Source organism: Armatimonadia bacterium (assembly GCA_039679385.1).
GTDB lineage: Bacteria > Armatimonadota > Zipacnadia > Zipacnadales > JABUFB01 > JAJFTQ01.
The window spans coordinates 32,814-51,226 of the sequence record JBDKVB010000168.1 but is presented as its reverse complement, the minus strand read 5'-3'; the positions used below and the strand labels follow the sequence as shown (position 1 = coordinate 51,226).

The 18,413-nt window shown below is 64.4% G+C and carries 19 protein-coding genes; 10 read left to right on the top strand and 9 right to left on the bottom strand.

All coding sequences use genetic code 11. The annotated features are described in order from the left end of the window. The first annotated feature begins 110 nt into the window (after positions 1-110). Both ABFE16_19605 and ABFE16_19600 read left to right on the top strand, forming a co-directional pair. On the top strand, positions 111-1,082 hold the full coding sequence (locus tag ABFE16_19605) for a hypothetical protein (protein ID MEN6347508.1): 972 nt from the start codon (positions 111-113) through the stop codon (positions 1,080-1,082). Beyond that, a complete protein-coding gene (locus ABFE16_19600; GenBank protein ID MEN6347507.1) occupies positions 1,072-1,947 on the top strand; it encodes a hypothetical protein in 876 nt (291 codons plus the stop codon). Before ABFE16_19605 ends, ABFE16_19600 begins: the two co-directional genes overlap by 11 nt. A 13-nt stretch (positions 1,948-1,960) precedes the next feature. On the opposite strand, the gene ABFE16_19595 is transcribed toward ABFE16_19600, so the two are convergent. Together ABFE16_19595 and ABFE16_19590 are read right to left on the bottom strand one after the other, a co-directional pair. Further along, the gene (locus ABFE16_19595; GenBank protein MEN6347506.1) at positions 1,961-2,989 is read right to left on the bottom strand and encodes a hypothetical protein; all 1,029 of its coding nucleotides are present in this window, start codon (positions 2,987-2,989) and stop codon (positions 1,961-1,963) included. A 77-nt stretch (positions 2,990-3,066) separates the two neighbouring features. Then, a complete protein-coding gene (locus ABFE16_19590; protein ID MEN6347505.1) occupies positions 3,067-4,071 on the bottom strand; it encodes a hypothetical protein in 1,005 nt (334 codons plus the stop codon). A gap of 230 nt (positions 4,072-4,301) precedes the next feature. Between ABFE16_19590 and ABFE16_19585 the strand changes: the two genes are divergently transcribed. Continuing rightward, entirely contained in the window at positions 4,302-5,747 is a 1,446-nt protein-coding gene (locus tag ABFE16_19585; GenBank protein MEN6347504.1) for a hypothetical protein, read from the top strand. A gap of 113 nt (positions 5,748-5,860) precedes the next feature. Beyond that, the gene (locus tag ABFE16_19580; GenBank protein MEN6347503.1) at positions 5,861-6,664 is read left to right on the top strand and encodes a hypothetical protein; all 804 of its coding nucleotides are present in this window, start codon (positions 5,861-5,863) and stop codon (positions 6,662-6,664) included. 73 nt (positions 6,665-6,737) lie between these two features. Here the strand turns inward: ABFE16_19580 and ABFE16_19575 are convergent, their stop codons facing one another. The 6 genes from ABFE16_19575 to ABFE16_19550 all read right to left on the bottom strand — a co-directional run bounded on the left by ABFE16_19575 (position 6,738) and on the right by ABFE16_19550 (position 10,891). Further along, positions 6,738-6,986: a hypothetical protein gene (locus ABFE16_19575; GenBank protein ID MEN6347502.1), complete on the bottom strand. Its 249-nt coding sequence runs from the start codon at positions 6,984-6,986 to the stop codon at positions 6,738-6,740. Between the two features lie 72 nt (positions 6,987-7,058). After that, positions 7,059-7,793, bottom strand: a complete 735-nt coding sequence (locus ABFE16_19570; GenBank protein MEN6347501.1) for a metallophosphoesterase family protein — start codon at positions 7,791-7,793, stop codon at positions 7,059-7,061. 173 nt (positions 7,794-7,966) lie between these two features. Next, positions 7,967-8,419 (bottom strand): MerR family transcriptional regulator, encoded by a 453-nt coding sequence (locus tag ABFE16_19565; GenBank protein ID MEN6347500.1) that lies wholly within the window; start codon positions 8,417-8,419, stop codon positions 7,967-7,969. 141 nt (positions 8,420-8,560) lie between these two features. After that, on the bottom strand, positions 8,561-9,346 hold the full coding sequence (locus tag ABFE16_19560) for a PHP domain-containing protein (protein ID MEN6347499.1): 786 nt from the start codon (positions 9,344-9,346) through the stop codon (positions 8,561-8,563). Positions 9,347-9,351: 5 nt separating this feature from the next. Next, entirely contained in the window at positions 9,352-10,143 is a 792-nt protein-coding gene (locus tag ABFE16_19555) for a sugar phosphate isomerase/epimerase (protein ID MEN6347498.1), read from the bottom strand. Between the two features lie 88 nt (positions 10,144-10,231). After that, the gene (locus ABFE16_19550) at positions 10,232-10,891 is read right to left on the bottom strand and encodes a protein-L-isoaspartate(D-aspartate) O-methyltransferase (protein ID MEN6347497.1); all 660 of its coding nucleotides are present in this window, start codon (positions 10,889-10,891) and stop codon (positions 10,232-10,234) included. A 188-nt stretch (positions 10,892-11,079) separates the two neighbouring features. On the opposite strand from ABFE16_19550, the gene ABFE16_19545 reads away from it, so the two are divergent. Beyond that, positions 11,080-12,393, top strand: coding sequence for a PP2C family protein-serine/threonine phosphatase (locus tag ABFE16_19545; protein ID MEN6347496.1), 1,314 nt, complete (start codon positions 11,080-11,082; stop codon positions 12,391-12,393). Here ABFE16_19545 and lexA read toward each other — a convergent pair. Then, positions 12,390-13,013 carry a transcriptional repressor LexA gene (gene lexA, locus ABFE16_19540; GenBank protein ID MEN6347495.1) on the bottom strand — a complete coding sequence of 208 codons (624 nt, stop codon included), beginning with the start codon at positions 13,011-13,013 and terminating at the stop codon, positions 12,390-12,392. The two genes, ABFE16_19545 and lexA, sit on opposite strands and share 4 nt — an antisense overlap. 250 nt (positions 13,014-13,263) lie before the next feature. Here lexA and ABFE16_19535 point away from each other — a divergent pair, with 250 nt between their 5' ends. The 5 genes from ABFE16_19535 to ABFE16_19515 all read left to right on the top strand — a co-directional run bounded on the left by ABFE16_19535 (position 13,264) and on the right by ABFE16_19515 (position 18,413). Next, a complete protein-coding gene (locus ABFE16_19535; GenBank protein ID MEN6347494.1) occupies positions 13,264-14,028 on the top strand; it encodes a class I SAM-dependent methyltransferase in 765 nt (254 codons plus the stop codon). Between the two features lie 61 nt (positions 14,029-14,089). After that, positions 14,090-15,064, top strand: a complete 975-nt coding sequence (locus ABFE16_19530; GenBank protein MEN6347493.1) for a hypothetical protein — start codon at positions 14,090-14,092, stop codon at positions 15,062-15,064. Between the two features lie 105 nt (positions 15,065-15,169). After that, positions 15,170-15,817: an SGNH/GDSL hydrolase family protein gene (locus tag ABFE16_19525; GenBank protein MEN6347492.1), complete on the top strand. Its 648-nt coding sequence runs from the start codon at positions 15,170-15,172 to the stop codon at positions 15,815-15,817. Positions 15,818-15,887: 70 nt separating this feature from the next. After that, positions 15,888-16,880 carry a zinc-binding dehydrogenase gene (locus ABFE16_19520; GenBank protein MEN6347491.1) on the top strand — a complete coding sequence of 331 codons (993 nt, stop codon included), beginning with the start codon at positions 15,888-15,890 and terminating at the stop codon, positions 16,878-16,880. Between the two features lie 6 nt (positions 16,881-16,886). Then, the gene (locus ABFE16_19515; protein MEN6347490.1) at positions 16,887-18,413 is read left to right on the top strand and encodes a hypothetical protein; all 1,527 of its coding nucleotides are present in this window, start codon (positions 16,887-16,889) and stop codon (positions 18,411-18,413) included.

Genomic DNA, 18,413 nt, shown 5'->3' with positions numbered 1-18,413 from the left:
CCTTGGAGGCCCTTCGCCCACGGAGCGGGAAATGTCTGCCTGTACGGTGCCCCAGAGAGACTGCTGCCAATCCCTGGTCTCGGGGCACCCTTGCCAAAGGAGGAATCGTCTTGCTGCCACTCGGAGCCGATCTGCAGTACGTCTTTCCCTTCAGGGATCTCGCCGCTTGTACCGCCGTGCGCGAGCTCCCCAGAGACCAGATCACGCGTCGCGAGCCCCACCACCATCCCGACTTCCATATCAAGGTCATCGCAACAGCCGCAGAGCTGTACCAGTCCTTCGCGGAGGACATGCTTCAGTCTATCCAGGCGGCCGCTGCGGCAGGTCGGCCCTATGTCGGCATCTTTCCCGTCGGACCGGTCGCTCAGTATCCCCTGCTGGCCCGGCGCATCCTTGAGACCGGCACTCCCCTCGACCACTGCCGCCTCTTCTTCCTTGACGAGTATGCCTTCGAGGACGGTCGCACCATCGACAAGTCCTCGCCCTGGAGCTTCGAGTTCACGGTGCGCGGGCGTCTCTTCGATCCTCTGGAGGAGGCCGGCGTGAAGCCGGAGCAACTCCACTTCCCCGGTCCCGACAACATCGAGCGCTACGACGAGATGATCCTTGAGGCTTCCGACGGACGAGGTGCCGATGTTGTCTACGGTGGCGTCGGCTGGGCCGGCCACTTCGCCTTCTGGGATCCGCACCTGGCGGAGGAGTTTGCGACGGAGGAGGACTGGCGGAAGGGGCACTCCGCCCTGGTCCGGCTGCATCCCATGACGGTGCTGCAGAATTGCCTCCGTGGCGGCGGCGATTGGTCGCTCCTGCCCTCCTGTGCCTACACCGTTGGGCCAGCCGTCATCCTCGGCGCTCAGCGACGCTGCTTCTACCTCGACGCCCTCCTCGGACCGGGCATCAGTTGGCAGCGCTTCGTCGGACGCCTCGCAACCCACGGACCGGTGACGCCGCACATCCCGGCTTCCTATCTCCAGACCGCACCAGGCACCGTCACCTTCCTTGAGGACCTCACCGAGGAGATCGGCGCTCCCAGGTACGTCGACAAGCAGCCCGCAGGAGGTGCGCGACCCAATGCATCTTAGGCCTTCCCAGATCAGGAGCCACAGCGTCACGGTTCCCTGGCACATCTACCGGCACTACCCGGCCGACTTCTCCCGTTGGCGCGAGGCCGCTGCAGGGTTCCGTGGCTGGGACAGCGAGCTCCGTGAGCTGGACCTCGACCGCACCTGCCTCGCCCTGATGCACCTTCCGGCAACAGGTCTCACACCGCAGACCGAGTGGGGACCCGACTGCCCGAACCCGAATCACCTGGGCACCGTCGAGTGGGTACCGCGCACCATGGAGGTCGTCGCCTTCCGCATGCCCAGACTCGTCGAGGCGGCGCGAGAATCCGGCCTCCAGATCGTACACATCGACGGCGTCGACGGTACCGGCCCAGTCTGGGAGAAGTGCCTCAGCGAGGTCGGCGATCCGCCTCCGGCCGATCCTGACGTGCTTCCTGACAATCCCGAGCTCTTCGCTCGCCATCGCCGTGACGTCTTCGACCTGCCCCGCGACAACACGGCGCCGATGGCCCTTGAGCCGCCGGATCCGGGCTTCTCCCTGTCCGACAGCCTCCTGACCCCGGCGCCGGAAGACCTGGTCGTATCGCAGGCCTGGCAGCTCGCACGGCTGCTCAAGAACCGCGGCATCAACCACCTCCTCTACTGCGGCTGGGCGCTGAACTGGTGTCTGTGGTTCTCTACGGCGGGGATGTCCGACATGCAGCGGAAGGGGTTTCTGTGCTCGGCGGTTCGAGGTGGCTGCGTCGCCATTGAGAACCGCGAGTCGGCTGTCGGGGAGCTGAACCTGGAGTACGCCTATTGGAAGACCAGCACGATGTTCGGCTACATCTTCGACCTGCACGAGCTAACGACGGCCCTGCGGAAGGCAGCAGCGCCCGGATAACCTCCCCGGGCGCTCAGAACTCCATCTTCACCAGCACGGTCTCGAGCACCGACTGACAGTACCCGCAGCGATGGCAGCGCCGGTCGCAGGTCGAGGTCCGCTCGAACCAGTCCGCGGGGAAGGCCTCGTTGTCGATCACATAGGGCGCGAAGGCCGGGGCATAGCCGGGCTCACACAGGTCGAGCAGATTGCCCCGGTGACGCCCTTCCACGTAAGCCCGCACGACCGCCCGCGGCCGTGCATGCATCCTCGTCGCCAGCTTCACATAGGGGAACAGGTCCTCGTAGTGGTGGATATCCTCGGGGCGAATCCACGTGTTTTGCAGCACCGAGACCCAGTGCTCCGGGTTCTTCAGGTACGCCCAGCACACATGGGGCGTCCAGCCCTCGATGTTGTGGGTCTCGTCGATCTCCTGCTCATGGGCCACCATGTTGTCGTGGAAGCTCTGGCCCGAGCAGAAGCTCATGCAGCCGCTGTTTGCCAGCATGTAGAGCCGCTTGCCGGCGCCGTCGGCCCATTCCTTGAGTTCTCGCAGGTAAGCCAGGTCCCGGTTGTAGTCCCGCTGCACATGGTAGCCGTCGAAGAGCTCCGCCAGGTACTCCATCCCCTTGACGGTCCCGATCCGCATGTTCACCGAGGCCCGCACCTCGACCTCAGGGAAGTGCTTCTTCACCGTCCGCGCGACCGCCGGTGACGTCGTCGTGACCGTTTCCACTCCACCGACGATCTCTCCCAGGTGTTCCAGCACCGAGCCCACCTGGCACTCCAGGTACTCACTGACCGCGTACCGGCCGTAGCAGTTCGCGTTGAACAGCACGTCGAGGCGCACACCCATCCGGCGCAGCTCCCGCAGTTCCTCCTCCTGGCGTGCCTGTGCCGTCCAGTCGGTGTAGCCCCGCTGCTTGTTAAGCGCCGCTCGTCCCGAGGGCTGGTCGGCCCAGGGGAAGTACACCTCCGCGATATGGTCCCGGTAGTCCCGAACCAGGTTCACAAAGGGCTCTTCGTCCTCGCCTGCAAGCTGGTAACCGACAGCGAAACGCACGATGGCCGGCGTCCTTCCTCTGGCGACCCAAACGAACCCTGGGAGACCGGTCTCGGCCTCCCAGGGCGTGAGTGCGCTTAGTCCGCTTCCTTGACTTTGCCTTCCTTGAAGCCCTCTGCCGCATCGTCGGACCAGTCTACGAGCCAGGGCTTCTGTCGCCGGAAGGGCTTCTCGAACTTGTTCTGCAGCACGTCCCGGTTCTCGAGGCTGACCATGCAGGCCCGCAGGCATCCGCGGCCGCCACACACAGCCTGACCCGTGTTGTACAGATTCCGCGGCTTGCGGTAGAAGGGTGTGTAGGGGCTACGCGTGATGCGGTGCCCGTACATGTCCTCCGTGTACTGCGCCTCGTCGTCGCCCTCAGCGATCTGGCCGCCGCGGAAGGCGATGTCGCAAGCCGCACAGTCCAGTTCGCCCCACTCGACCTCATGCCCGGCCAGGGTCACCTTCACCGTCTTCTCGCCGCTGATCGCCTTCCCCGGGCACTCCTTCACGCAGGCCATGCAGCGGTTGCACAGCTTCGGACCCTCATAGATCGGATCGGGTTCGAGTTCGGCCTCGGTGAGCACGATACCGATTCGCTGACGCGGACCGAACTGAGGGGTCAGGAGCACCTTGCTGTACCCGATCTCGCCCAGACCCGCCAGGTACGCGGCGATCCGCAGATGCGTCATGACGTCCGGGCACGCACGACCGGGAGCTACCGGCCGACTGACGTTGCCGCGCAGGTTCCCTTCACCGTCAACCGCCCGCCACTCGTGCTGATGGCCAATCGGGATGGCCTCGTATCCTCTGTCCTCAATGTACTTTGACAAGTTCATGACCGTCAGCGGGATGTACAGGTAGGTCAGACCACCGTAGCCCATCGCCGCATAGTTGCTGAAGAACGTTCCTTCCTCAATCCCGCGCAGGCTCCCGCGCATCACCCGGAAGGCCATCGCAATCAGCGACTTGGCTTCCGGCATGATCTGGCGCGGATCCATCTGCAGCGGCGCACCTTCCCAGCGGTCCATCGAGGCGATCCCCACAACATCGGCACCCAGCGAGCGAGCGACCTGCTTCACTTCCGCAGCAGTAATCACGGATTCTCGTCTCCCAGGGCTCCTCGGCGAACCCCACCGACAGCCCTCAAGATGCCTGCCCACGCCGCACACCACGCGGAGCCCTTGGACTCCGGCGCCTATGGTAACTGCCCCGGTGGCCGGAGTCAAACCTCCAGCCCGCACACTACGAACTCCTGCTTTGCCGCCCGAGCGGTCACGAATCGCCATCCAGGAAGGTTTCTGTTCCTCGCTGGAGAACCTATCCCACCATGGGGAGATCACTGTTGCGTAGCGCCGCTGTGATGCTGGTGGGACTGATGGCTGCCACTGTCGCTTCGTGTCAGCCGCGTGAGGAGGGTACCCCGATGTTGGACCAGTTCGTACTCGTCCGCGCCAAGACCAAAGTCGACCAGCCCTGGAAGGAGTACCAGACACTCCCCCTGCAGGGCGTCGCCGGGCTCATTCCGGGCGCTGCCAAGATCCCTCTCAGCGAGTATGGCGGGCGGCTCGACCTGCGGCAGGAGGCGCGCGGCTTCACCTATGTGACGAAGCTCGGCGACCGCTGGTGGCTGGTTGACCCGGCAGGCTGCCCGCTGCTCCATATCGCAGTCGTTTCGGTGAGCCCCGGCCGGTCACGCGCGAACACCCTCGCCCTGCGCGAGCGTTTCGGCGATGAGACCAAATGGGCCGCAGCAACCACTCAGATGCTGCGCTCCCACGCCTTCAACGGAGCCGGGGCCTGGAGCAGCGCCGACCTGATCCGCAAGTCCCCAACTCCCGTGCTGTACACCTGCATCTGGAACTTCATGAGCGCCTTCGCGAAGTCCCGCAAGCTCACCCATGTCCAGCCCGGACACACGGGCTATGTGGACGACTGCATCCCGGTGTTCCATCCCCAGTTCGAGGCTTTCTGCAACGACCTCGCCCGTGGCCTGGCGGCCTACAAAGACGATCCCTGGTGCCTGGGGCACTTCTCCGACAACGAGATGCCCTTCCCCAGGGACCTCCTCGACCGCAACCTGAAGCTCGACCCCCGCAACCGTGACATGGCGCCGAACTGCCAGGCCGCGCGGGAGTGGCTTGCAAAGCGCAAGGGCTCCGACGACCCGACGATGCCCCTCACGGACGAGGACCGCGATGCCTTCCGGGGCTACGTGGCCGACCGCTACTTCGATATCACGACCCGTGCCATCCGCAGGTACGACCCCAATCACCTGTGCCTGGGATCGCGCTTCCATGGCGCCGAGAAGACAAGCCCCGCGGTATTCCAGGCGGCCGGCAAGTACCTCAACGTCGTCTCCGTCAACTACTACGGAGTCTGGACGCCTCTCGAGAAGGACCTCACGAACTGGGTGAACTGGTCCGGCAGGCCCGTGATCATCACCGAGTGGTACACCAAGGGTAACGACGTGCCCGGCCTCAAGAACACTACCGGCGCCGGCTGGATCGTGCCGACGCAGGAGGACCGCGGTCTCTTCTACCAAAACTACACGCTGGCTCTCCTGAGGTCGCGTGTCTGCGTAGGCTGGCACTGGTTCAAGTACATGGACAACGATCCCGAAGACCTCTCCACCGACCCCTCCAACCGGGACTCGAACAAAGGGATCGTGAATCTCCGCTACGAGGGCTATCCACCCTTGCTGGACTGCATGAAGGCGCTGAACACCAACGCCTATGCCCTTGCCGACCACTTCGACAGCCAGTCTGGACAGTAGCACCGCAGGGCCGCCGGCGGCGTGCTTCGCCGCTTGACCGGCAGCCTATAATCACCACGTACACTATGAACTGCATGGCGTCGTGCAGCGCACACGCCCGGATGGGTGATCCAATGACGCTACAAGAGCTTGTCAAGCATGGCCCGGTTATCGGTACCATCGTCGAGGGCACGGGCTGGCAACTGGAGGAGAAGATCGAGGCGGTTGTGGCTGAGGGGGACTCGGATCTGCTTTCGCGTCTCCTAGTATCGGCCGCGGAGATCTCCGCCCGCCAACTGGCCAAGCAGCTTGTCCAGAAGGAGATGTACGAGCCCCTGGCTGTGGCCGCCTGTCTGCGCCGCCAGCCTCGACGGCCCGGAGAGGGCGCAACCGGCGGCGGCGGCGTGTCGCGACGTATCTTCCGCGATGTGGACTCCGAGGAAGGCGCCAGAGGTGTGCCCGACTACATCCTCTCCGACATCGAGGAAATGTCCAAGTCGGCCGACATGACCCGCGCCAGCGCAATGGGTCGTGAGGCCGCCATGGACCGCGACCCCATCCGTCAGTACATCGTCGACAACATCGCCGCGAAGATGCCGACCTCTGAGGCAGCCGCCAATGCCATGGTCGCCATCGCCCGCTCCTCAGCTTGGGAAGAGACGCGTCGCACAGCAGCCCTCAAGGTAGCCAACGAGCCCATCACCGTCGCGCGACTCGTTCGGGCCTTGCGCACCGAGGACATCATCGAAGTCTGTCACATGGCGCTGCTTACCCAGGTCGCCGAGACCTTCGCCCGCGAGATGGGACGCAACTTCCAGGCCTTCGCCGACGCCAGGGATGTCAAGGCCATCCAGTTCATGGCCGACAAGCATCCTGACGAACGCTTCCGCGACACGGCCGCCCAGTGGGTCACGGCACTCAAGGCTCAGGCCGAATAGCAGCAACGGCCCGACACAGCGCGCGATTCCCCCTCCGCGCGAAGGCTGTCGGGCCGCTGTCGTTCTCCCTGACCTATAAGTCGTAGGCTAGGTCTATGACGACCTCGTTGATGCCGCGAATGAGACGCACAGAGTCCGCCACCTTGCGCACCTCTTCCTTCACGTTGACGCCCCTCGCAATCGCGCCGCGAAGCGGGGAGACGCGCCCGCTGAAGGTGCACACTCCGTTGATGACGCTCACCACCAACAGGCTGTAGTCAATAGGATGCTTCGAGATCTCGCGCTCCACCAACCGACGGGTTGCTTTGTCCTCCAGCGGCATACAGATCACCTCTGTTGGCGTTGTACGGCCCGCACGTTGTTGAAACAGGCTGTTCCCTGAGACCCTCCCGTCCTATGCTCCGACTACGAGGCGCGCCGACATCATCGCCGGCAGACCCGCTCTGATGATCTCCTCCTGTGCTGCTCGGATGTTGTACGGCACGCGATGTAGTCTGATCGTCGCCGCTTCCGTGTCCCAGACCGCATAGGCAGCCATCGAGTTCCCGTCTCTCGGCTGCCCCACTGCCCCCGGGTTCACGACATACCCTTTCCCCGGTTCCATGACCAGGGTCCCGCCCGACGACGCCGGGAAAAGCACCGGACGCGTGCCCCCAGCGCCAGCCGTGTACCACTCAGCACAATGCGTATGCCCGACGAACACCAGGCGCCTCTCACTTGCCTCAAGCGCCATCTCGGCATCCGCCTCCGTCAGTACGTAGTAGTCCGGATCAAAGGGCGCGCCATGACAAAGCTGTGCCCCGTCAGCCTCAAGAGTGTCCGGCAGCCCGCTCAGATAGTCGTGTACCTGTGGCTGTAACTGCTCCCTTGTCCACAGGATACACCGACGTGCCCCCTCAGTAAACCACTGCTCCTTGCCGCTCTCCACCGCTGCCACATCGTGATTCCCGCGGACAGCGATAGCCTGATGCTCGATCAGCAGCGCCACGCATTCATTTGGTTGCGCGCCATACCCCACGCAATCTCCAAGGCACAGGAGCCCGTCGGGCCTTTCAGCCTCCAGGCGTGCCAGCACCGCCTCCAGCGCCGGCAGGTTCGCATGAACATCCGAGAGCACTGCGTATCTCACAGTCGGTCTCGATCTGTCCGCAGGATTCCCTTGCCCAGACCCTCACGCAGCCCCTCTCCCTTTTGGCACTGACCCCTCGGTAGCGGCCTCGCCCTCAGCGACCCCGCAACATGGCTTCGTCGCGCCGGCGCTCATGGCCTCTCGACCGGCGACTGCTATACCCCTCCGGTCTGCTAGCCTGTCCCTCTGCCTTCCTCAACGCCCGAGCCAACCTGCTCTGGTGCCTCCTCCCGCACACTCGCTGCGATCGGGCACTCTGAACAGACCCCCCGGCCGTTGCGGCATACTCGCTCCAAGACCTCCCAGCACTCCAGGCGACGCTCCCGCGCCGCCGTGCAGGACTGATAGACCTCCCGTGGGCACCCCCGCAGCTCCCAGCAAGGCACGAATTCGAGCAGCTTGGGGATCGCATTCAGGCTGTACCCGTCCTCGTGAAGCAGTTGCCGCAGGCAGTTGAGCCAGACCACGTCATTTCGGCTGTACTGCCGCTGCCCGCGCTTCCGAGCCGGCGCCACTAGCCCGCGCTCCTCATAGAGCCGAAGCGTCCGAGCATGCACGTGCAGTATCTCCGCAACGGCGCCGATGCGCAGTATGGGCCGATCGCTCTCAAGCAGAATCTCGGGCACTGTCCACCTCTGTTGTGCCCCCCGGGGAAACAGACGGCTCTCTCCTCAAAGACCCGACTGGAGCTCCTTCCCCACGCGGGTGCTGAGCTGGCCGTCGGCGGCCACACACTCCGACGCCGCCAGGGCCTCAAGAACGGTGCGTCACGGACTGATCGTGTGCGTGCTTCGTGCGGCGGCCATCCGTTCCAGGTTGACCAGTTGCGACAACTCAATCCCCGCCTCACGCATCAGCGTCCTACAGTAGTGGAGGCATCCCACAGCTCCCGCCGAATGCGCGTCACTGCCCACCATGAACTTGACGCCCTCTCGCGCGAAGAGCCGCAGCAACCGGGCGTACTCACGGGTGAACTCCGCCACCGTCATCTGCGGGTACCACCAGTACGCCTGGTTCATGATCTCAAAGGCCACATTGCTCTCGGCCATCACCCGGGCGACCTCTCGCAGACCCTCACGAGACAGTTGATCCGGCGTCAGCACCGCATCGAACCGCCCCAGGTTGAAGGGGTGCGCGATCGCGTCCACCACCGGGTTCAGCGCCGCGTTCGTCACTGCTGCCAGAACCTGCTGCTCGTAGCGTCGCGAGTTCGCCGGTGGGTCATAGCCAATGCCCCGAGTGTGGCGACTCAGGTCGACCAGCACCAGCTTCACCAGTGTGGCCTCCCGCGCGTCCACGCTCACAGTTCCCTCGGTATCGAGAATCGTCCCCTCGACGCCGGGCACCACCATGATCGAGCTCTCACCATCCAGCCGGCACGCCTCCGCCGCCCAAACTTCGAGGCGCTCATGGTTCGAGTCCGGCATCAGGTGATCGGTCACAGCCACGCAACGCAGCCCGGCCGCCTCCGCAGCGCGCACGTTCTCCTCGACCGTGTTCACTCCGTCCGAAAAGACCGTATGGGTGTGGGCGTCGTAGGGAAACTGTTCCACCGTTGTCAACCAAGCAGCCGGCGAAGCGCCTCGAGGCTACGTCGTGCGGCCCCCTCGGGGTCGTCCGCGATGTCAAACAGATCCACCGTGTAGTAGCCCGTGTAGCCGATCTCCTCCAGCGCCTTGTGCACTGCCACCAGGTCGAGGTCGCCCTCCCCCGGAACGAGATGTCGATGCACTCCTGCCGGCATCCCCTCCAGGTGTGTGTGAACGATCGAGCTGCCCAGCGACCGGATGCTCTCGGTCACTTCCTCGTCCGTCACAAAGGCGTGGCCCACGTCAAGGTTCACGCCCAGATTCGGATGCGACACCTCGGCCAGAAGCCTCCCCATGTCAGCCGACGAGTTGAGGAAGTGGCCAGGCTCAGGCTCCAGCGCCACGGTCACACCTTCCACCTCTGCCCGGGGTAGCAGCCCCTCCAGCGTCCGACGCAACCCATCCCACTGCGCCTGCTCCTCGCCGGGACGAGCCTTCCGCGCATTGAGAATGAGGACCTCCGCGCCCAGAGGACGAGTCAGACCGACAGCGCGAAGCTGGTTCTCCGAACGCGGCTCGTCTGGCTCCGCATCAGCATGGTAGCTGACGCTGGCAGTCTCAAGCCCCGCCTCCCGCGCAAGGCCCGCGAGAGCCTCGGCCGAAGCGACCGTCATCTTCTCCGGCCTGGCCTCGGGATGCTCCAGGCAGATCTCAACCCCACGATAGCCCACCCCAGCCAGGGACTCAAAGGCCTCCTGTAACGAACGGTTCCGGTACCCGGCGGTCCGGAACCCATACCGTGGCGCAGGTGCTGAAGACATAGGCGCTACCAACCTTCTCGACGCATTCTGGCTTCTGGCATGTCCAAGTACCTGGAAAAGGGCGGCCCTCGGAGGCAGCCCAACTAACTCAACAGGCCGCCCGCCAGCCCTTCTCGCCCACCAGCGGCACGAACACACAACCGATGCCGCGCTCTACCACCAACTCGCCCTCTCGCTTGACACCGACCATGCAGGTCTGAAGACCGCGGTCCCCGAGCGGGATCACCAGCCGGCCGCCTTCTACAAGCTGGCTGACCAGGGGCTCGGGTATGGCTGGCGCACCCGCCGCGACAACGATCCGATCGTAGGGCGCCTGCGCTGCGTATCCCAATGAACCGTCGCCCTGCACAATGTAGACGTTCGCGTAGCCCAGACGACTCACCGTCGCCTCGGCACGCAAGGCCAACTCACCCACGATCTCGATCGAATACACCTCGGAGGCAATCTGTCCGAGCAGCGCTGCCTGGTAACCTGAGCCCGCACCGACCTCCAGAACCTGATGGTGCGGCTCAACCGCCAGCATCTCCAGCATGTACGCAACCATGAAGGGCTGCGAGATCGTCTGGCCCCATCCGATCGGCAGCGCTCGGTCCTGATAGGCCACCGGCTCATCGCCGGGGACGACGAACTCATGCCGGGGTACGCTCCGAAACGCCGCCAAGACCTTCGGAGCTCGGATGCCCCGAGACTCAAGTTGCATCTCAACCATCGCCTGACGTTGGCGACGGTACACCAGAGGGTCCGACATTGTCAGCACCCCCGGTGACACAGGCTTGTTAACATGGCCCGAGAAAGGGTTCCGACGCTCGCGCGACGAAAGGACGTATGGACCCGCAGCACACCCGTCGCTCTCTTCGGACACTTTACAGAAGACCGAGACAGAGGGCGGTTCAACACGGACACCCGCGAATCCTTTCTGAACGGGAGGTGACCTTCTTGCGACAGCTCCGCTCCCAACGACCGACCGGCCTGCTTGACTGGGACGCAACCGACGAATCCGACATCGCGGTCGCTCTCGTCCGCACCGCCTTCATTCTCGCCTTCGCTCTCACGCCCTACGCACTTCGAGTGCCGCTCCAGGAGGCCACCTTCGTCCAGTTGATGCTGGTCGTAGCCGCCACCTTCAACCTTGCCCTGTTCGCCTTCTACCTGCGTGGCCGCCGTCTGCCCCTGAGACGTCAACTCGCCCTTCTTGTGGATCTGTCGCTAACGACCTCCGCCATCTCTTCCTTCGAGGACATACCCTACCAGCGCGACTGGATGGTGGCGATGTACTACCTGATCATCGTCGTGGCCGCCATCTGGTTCCGCCGCACCGGCGCCTTGATCACCGCCGTCATCGCCGCCGTCATGTACGGAGTCATCTGCGAGCACCTCACGTTTGGCCTCGAGCTGCTGATCGGCGGCCAGACCCCGGTGCTCATCCTGATGGCGGTCACAGCCTCCTACGTGGTCCTCGCCCGTGACCGCGAGCGCGCTTACTCTACCCGGCTTTCCCACGAAATGGCCCTGGCGCGCCATCTTCAGCAGTCCATGCTACCCGCCACGGTCCCAAGTCCTGACGGCTTCGAGATCGGCATCAGCTTCCATCCAGCCCGTGTGGTCGGCGGAGACCTCTATGATGTCGCCACCCTCCACAAGGACGCCGTGCTCGTGTGCATCGGCGACATGGCCGGCAAAAGCGTCTACGGGCTCTTCCACCTCTCCCTGGTCCACTCACATCTGCATGCCGCAAGTCGTACGGCCGCCGAGCCGGCCGAGATCGCTGAGCTCATCAACAGCAACGTCTACGACGCCCTGCAACCCGACGCCTACGCAGCCCTCTTCATCGGCGTCATCAACACGGCCGCACAGACCCTGACCTTCACCAACTGCGGCCACCTTCCGCCCTATCTCCTGCGCGCTGACGGCGAGACCATTGAGCTCTCCACCAAAGGCATTGTCATCGGCGCGAAGCGGCAGCCCCGCTACCAGCAGCGCATCGTCTCCTTCACCCCTGGCGATGTGCTCCTCTGCTACACCGACGGCATCGCTGAGGCTCGCGACCGTTCCGGCGAGGAGTTCGGCCCTGACCGCGTCGTCACTTGCACTCGCACCAAAGCCGCCAACTCCGCCCAGAGCATCGCCGACGACCTCATGGAGGCTTCCGCACGCTTCAGCCTGACCGCCGACGATGATGACCGCACCGTGCTCGTCGTCAAGCCCCTCGGTGAGGACCTGCCTGCTCCGGCCGACCTCCCTGGCTCCTAGATCCTGCGAATCACGCCCCGTACCCTACCAAGCAGCGCTACACGTTGAGCGAAGATCGGCTCCATCGTCGAGTTCGCCGGCCGCAACTCGATCTCGCCGTCGTGGCGGTAGAACCGCTTGACGGTCGCCTCATCGTCCAGCAGCGCGACCACGATCTCGCCATTCTGCGCCGTCTCCTGTCGTTGCACCACGACCAGGTCTCCGCTGAGGATGCCGTCCTCAATCATGCTTGTCCCCTTCACCTCAAGCACGAACAGTTCGCCATCCGGGAACAGCTCCGCCGGCAAGGTGAAGGTGTCCTCGATGTTCTCTGCAGCGAAGATCGGTTCCCCCGCTGCCACTCGACCAACCAGTGGAGCATAGCGAACCCCACGGGCCGGAAGCGTGGGCTGATCCGAGGACGTGTCTCGTGCCCGAATCGCCCTCGTCAGCGACCCGTCACGCTCGATGAGCCCCATCTTCTGCAATACGTTGAGGTGGAAATGCACCGTGGAGCTCGACTTGAGCCCAACCGCTTCGCCAATCTCACGCACCGTCGGCGGGTATCCTCGCTGTCGTGTCGTGGCAACGATGAAATCCAGAATCTCCCTGCGACGGCTGGACAGCTGCTTCTCGGCCATAGTTGGCACGGCCTCCCAGATCGGCTACTCGAGTCACTCTTGAGTTGCACCAGACTTTACCACATCTTGCCGCAACAGTCAAACGAAAGTTCGATAGCTTATCTGCGCGTCGACCTCGCTTCTCCCTCTCGCCTCACTTCCTGATACGGCCGCTTTGCGGCCTGATCTTGCGACTTCGCCCCGACTAGCCTATTCTTAGGGTCCGTGTGTATCCAGTCCGGCTCCCGAAGCCAGAGGTCCCACTCACTGAATGCGCAAATCAGAACTCGACAAGATGTACCAGTTGGAGGATACCTACTGGTGGTTCATCGGGCGCCGGCGGCTGGTCAAGGCACTTGTCCAGCGCTTCGGTCCTCCTGACCCGCAGATCGTCGACGTCGGCTGCGGTACCGGCGGCACCCTGGATGCCCTCCAGGACACCGGCCTCCTCACCGGTGCCGACATCTCGACGGACGCCCTGCAGCTCTGCCGCCAGCGCGGACATCAGCGACTCACCCAGTGTGTCGCCGAGGCGCTGCCCTTCCACGACGAAGCCTTCGACGTCGCCATCTGCTGCGACGTCTTTGAGCACCTTGAGGAAGACAGTGTGGGGTTCGCCGAGGTGGTGCGGGTCCTCAAGCCCGGGGGCATCGCGGTCATCTCCGTCCCCGCTCTCCAGTGGCTCTGGAGTGAGCACGATGTTGCCCTGTCGCATTTCCGCCGCTACGAGAAGCACCAGATTCGCGACCTGATGAAGGTGCATGGCCTTGAGATCACGAAACTCACCTATGGTGTCGGTCTCTTGTTCCCGGTAGTGGTTGCCTCGCGTCTGATGGGCCGGCTGGTGCCGCACCGACCGCGTGCACCTCACACCCAGGTCTCCAGGCTGCCGTGCATGCTCAACCAGCCGCTCCTGTGGATCCAGGACCTTGAGACCTTCCTTCTCCCACGCTGGGGCCTGCCGATCGGTGCCAGTCTGATCGCCGTCGGGCGCAAGCCCCTGCAGGCCGCTTCGGTCGCCCAGCCGGACGCGTAGTGACTCGGTTCGTACGCCTCGGCCCCTGAGGCCAACAGACCGTTCCAGGGAAGGGCATCCCATGAACGTCGGCATCTCCGTCACAGGCGGCGTCGGCGCTCTCAAGACCGTAGACACCGGACTGCTCAACCGTCTGGGCTTCGGCGCGGTCTTCGTTGCCTGCTATGAGGACGAGCTCCGCTGGCAGGTCGATGACGTAGCCGCCTTCATGCGACGAGCCCGCAATGACGGCCTGGTCACCTATGCCATGCCCTGGGGCTATGGCCGCTTCCTCGACCCCGATCCCTCTGTCGACAGTCTCTTCGTGCACACCCATCCGGACACTTGCCAGATCGACTCGCGGGGGCGGCGCCTGCGCAAGGCTTGCCCCAATCACCCACGCTTCCTCGAGTGGTTCTCCTCGAGCATGCGCACTCTTGCCTGGCTGCTGGAGTGCCGGGGCTTCGTCTGGGATGAGCCCGCCTTCTATCACACCCGTGGCGTCTGGGGCTGTCGCTGCCAGTACTGCACTCGGCTCTTCCGCGCCAGCTATGGCCGCGAGATGCCTCACGAACTCACTGACGAGGTCCTCGAGTTCCGCCGCAATGCCGTCCTGATCTTCCTGCTGGCCGCCGCTGCCGCCGTGCAGTCTGTGGATCGCAAGCTGCAGTCGCTGGTCATGCCCACTCTGCATACCTCTCGCGAACAGCGCTACACCGGCACTGAGGACGCCGCTCCTCTCACCGCTTGCTCCGGCGTGGATGGACTCTGTGTCGCCATCCCCTGGCAGGAGATGGGCTGGGATATGGAGTTCGGTGTCCGCGAGGCCAACCGTTCCCTGGGCGGGATCGCACGCAACTACGGCAAGCAGTGCGCCCTGTGGCTCAACACCTCCCCAAACGCCAGGGACCGTGCCGTCGATACCGTCCACTTCGCAGCTCGGGCCGGCGCCGATGCTCTGGTCCTCTCCGACTACTCCACCCTCATCGACGATCCGGCCTTCTCGGACCTCATGCACCCCTTGCGCGACGCTGTCTGCAACGTCGCACTGGTCTAGACTCCCGCTGACTGTTCTGTGCAGAGCGAAACTGGGGCAGGTCTCCTCTACAGGTCCGTCGAACCAGCCCTGTTCATTCTGCTACGCACCCAAGGGAGGAGAACGATGGGAGACTTCCCCGTTCTTGACGGACAGTTGTTCTTGTTTCAGGGCGATAGCATCACCGACTGTGGCCGCCGTGCCGCTTCTGCACCCTTCGGCGGCGGCTACCCGTCGATCTTCATCGAGCGCATGACCGCAGCCTTCCCCGAGCGCAAGGTCCGCTACCTCAACAAGGGCATCAGCGGCGACCGCGTCACCGGTCTGCGCGACCGCTGGGAAGACGACGTGATCCGCCATCAGCCAGACTGGGTCTCGATCCTCATCGGCATCAACGACCTCCACGGGTTCCTACGTGATCCGGCCAATGGCGTATCCGTCGAGACCTACCGCGAGCGCTACGATTCCATCCTCGCGACCACCCGCGAGAAGACCGGCGCCAACCTGCTCCTGCTGGACCCCTTCTACATCAGCCTCGACCGCGAGACCGGTCAGAGCTTCCGCAGCACGGTGCTGGACCTCATCCCCCAGTACATCGCCGTGGTCCATGAGATGGCAGCCAAGTACAACGCCTACCACCTCAAGACCCAGGAGCTGTTCCAGCAGCACCTTCAGTACCGCGAGGCCGAGGCTTTCTGCCCGGAGCCGGTTCACCCGAATCACACCGGACACATGGTCATCGCCGACGCCATGATGAGGGCTCTCACCGGCTAGCAGCCAGAGCCCCCTGGTCCACGAGTCGTTCCTGACGATCTGCAGGAGAGCACTCACGAGGTGAGCTGCGATGAAGCATGTGGTGCTTGGTGATGGCAAAGCATGGCTGGAGGACGCACCGGACCCGACCCCCGAAGGCGAGTGGGTGGTCGTCAAGGTCACTGCCTCGCCAATCTGCGGCAGTGACATGCACTCCTACCGGCACGAGGGTCGTCACGCCGGAGGTGGCCACGAAGGCGTCGGCGAGGTGGTCGCCGTGGACGCTGCCCGACACCTGCGCGTTGGCGACCGTGTGCTGCTGAACCCGGCGTCCGGCTGCGGGGAGTGCTGGCTATGCCGGCAGGGCGACTACATCCACTGCCCCAACAAGCCGGCTGGCAGTGGCGGGCACTTCGCCCAGTACGTGCGCAAGCAGGAATGGCTGTGCCCCAGGCTGCCCGACGATCTCGACGACGACCTGTGCTCCCTCATGGGCTGCGGCTTGTCTCCCGCCTTCCAGGCCCTCACACGCCTCGGCGTCACTGCCTTCCACACCGTGCTCATCAACGGCCTGGGCCCGGTCGGTCTCGGAGCTGTTGCCCTGGCCAGGTTCCTCGGTGCGCAGGTAATCGGCGTCGAGCCCAATCCCTGGCGGCGCGATCTCGCTGAACAACTTGGCGCCGACCTGACTCTCGACCCGACTGCCTCCGATGCTCTCACCCTTATCCGCGAACGAACCTACGGCGAGGGCGTCCACCGCGCGATCGATGCTTCAGGACGTCCCGAGGGCGAGCGTCTCTGCATCGACGCCCTGCGTTGCCTCGGCAAGGTCGCCTTCATCGGCGAGAACCAGGGCACCATCGACTTCAGCCCCAGCCGCGATGGGATCCGCCGCGGCATCGAGATCATCACCTGCTGGCACCAGAACCTGAACTCCTTCGATGACCTCGTGACCTTCCTGCGCCGCTTCTCTGGCGCCCGCAAGACCATCAGCCACACCTTCGGCTTCACACAAGTCGGGCAGGCCTTCAGCACCTTCGCTTCAGCGCAGGCGGCCAAGGTCGTCCTGCATCCCTGGGAATAGCACTGGATGCCTCGACCACTCCCAGACCATGACTCTGCTGCGACGTCTGACTCTCCCTCAACCGGACTCCCCTTCGGGCGGTCAGGCGTCGCAGCCCTTCTGCTTCTGTGCGTCCTAGCTGCCTATGCTCCTGCCCTCAGGCTGGGCTTTCGCGTAGATGACTTCAACTGGCTGCTCGTGGCCCGTCTCTGGCTCAGTGACCCGCAGGTCTGGCGCGCAGTCCTGGTGGGCCACAATGGTTGCACGCCCCTCTTCAATCTCGTCTTCCTGAGCCTGTACCACCTCGGCGGCGCGACCAACCCGGTCCCCTACTACTGCTATCTGCTGCTCGCTCACTTCCTGGTCTCCCTGGCCGTATACTGGCTGGGCGCCACGCTCCTCAATCGCCGAGCCGCCTTGCTGGGCGCTGTTGGCTTCGCCCTCTTCTGGGGCAACCACCAGGCCGTCACCTGGATTGGAGCGGGCCATCGACCCCTCTGCAGCTTCCTGGTGATCTGCTCTATCGTCCTGTTCCTCCGCTTCCGCAGGGAGGGCCGTCGCAGCTTCCTCGCCTGGGCGGCAGTTCTCGGGTTCCTCGCCATGCTCAGCAAGGAGGACGCGATCGTCCTCCTCCCTCTGGTCTTCCTCGCTGACTGTCTCGCCCTGCAGCGTTGGCCCTGGAAGGGTCGCAACTGGGCCGCCTATCTACCTCTGGCCGCAGCCTGCCTCCTGTACGCCCTGATCCAGCCCCTCACTCGTGGGACCGGCACGAGCTTCTCCGGCCTCACCGAGGGATTCTACTGGTTCGGACCGCATATGTTCCGCAACCTGCTGGACATCGTGCCGCAGCTCCTCGTACCCGACATCGCTCGCGGCGGGTTCCGTGAGGCGCTGCAGGGGGCCTTGACCGTTCGCCTTGCCGACCTCGTCGGTCCCTGCGGACACTTGATGCGCCTCGTCTTCACACTTGCCGCCCTGGATCTCCTGATACGCGGCACGGACCCGGTGCGCTATCTGGTCGCAGGAATGTACGTTGCCTTCCTGCCCTTCACGGCCTTCACCTATGAGTACGCCGTGGCAGCCCGCTACCGTTATCTCTCCGCAGCCGGCTTTGCGCTCCTCCTCGGCTACGGGGTCTGCGTCCTGAGTACCCGACTGGCCCAGCGCTCCTGGCCAAGAGCCCTGCTGTGGGGGCTAACCGGACTCGTGCTGCTGGCCAACCTTGGCCTTCTGTGGCGCCTTGAGGCTCACCTTCAGCGCGACGCCGAAGCGCGCCAGGCCGTCCTCACCGAGGTCCAGCGTGTGCTTCCTGAGGTTCCGCCGCGGACCGTCTTCCGCTTCGAGGGTCTGCCCGGGAACGTGGAGGATACCGTCATGGCGGTGAGCTTGCTCTACGACGTGCCCACCTGGGGCGTGCGACCCCGAGATGCCGGGGATGCTACCTGCGTGGTCCACTTCGAGGGTCTACACATCAGCGGGGTTCAGCACCTCTCCCGACCTCAGCCACCTGCGCCTCCCTTCCCCGCCGCTGCACGCTGGTGGGACAGCCGATAG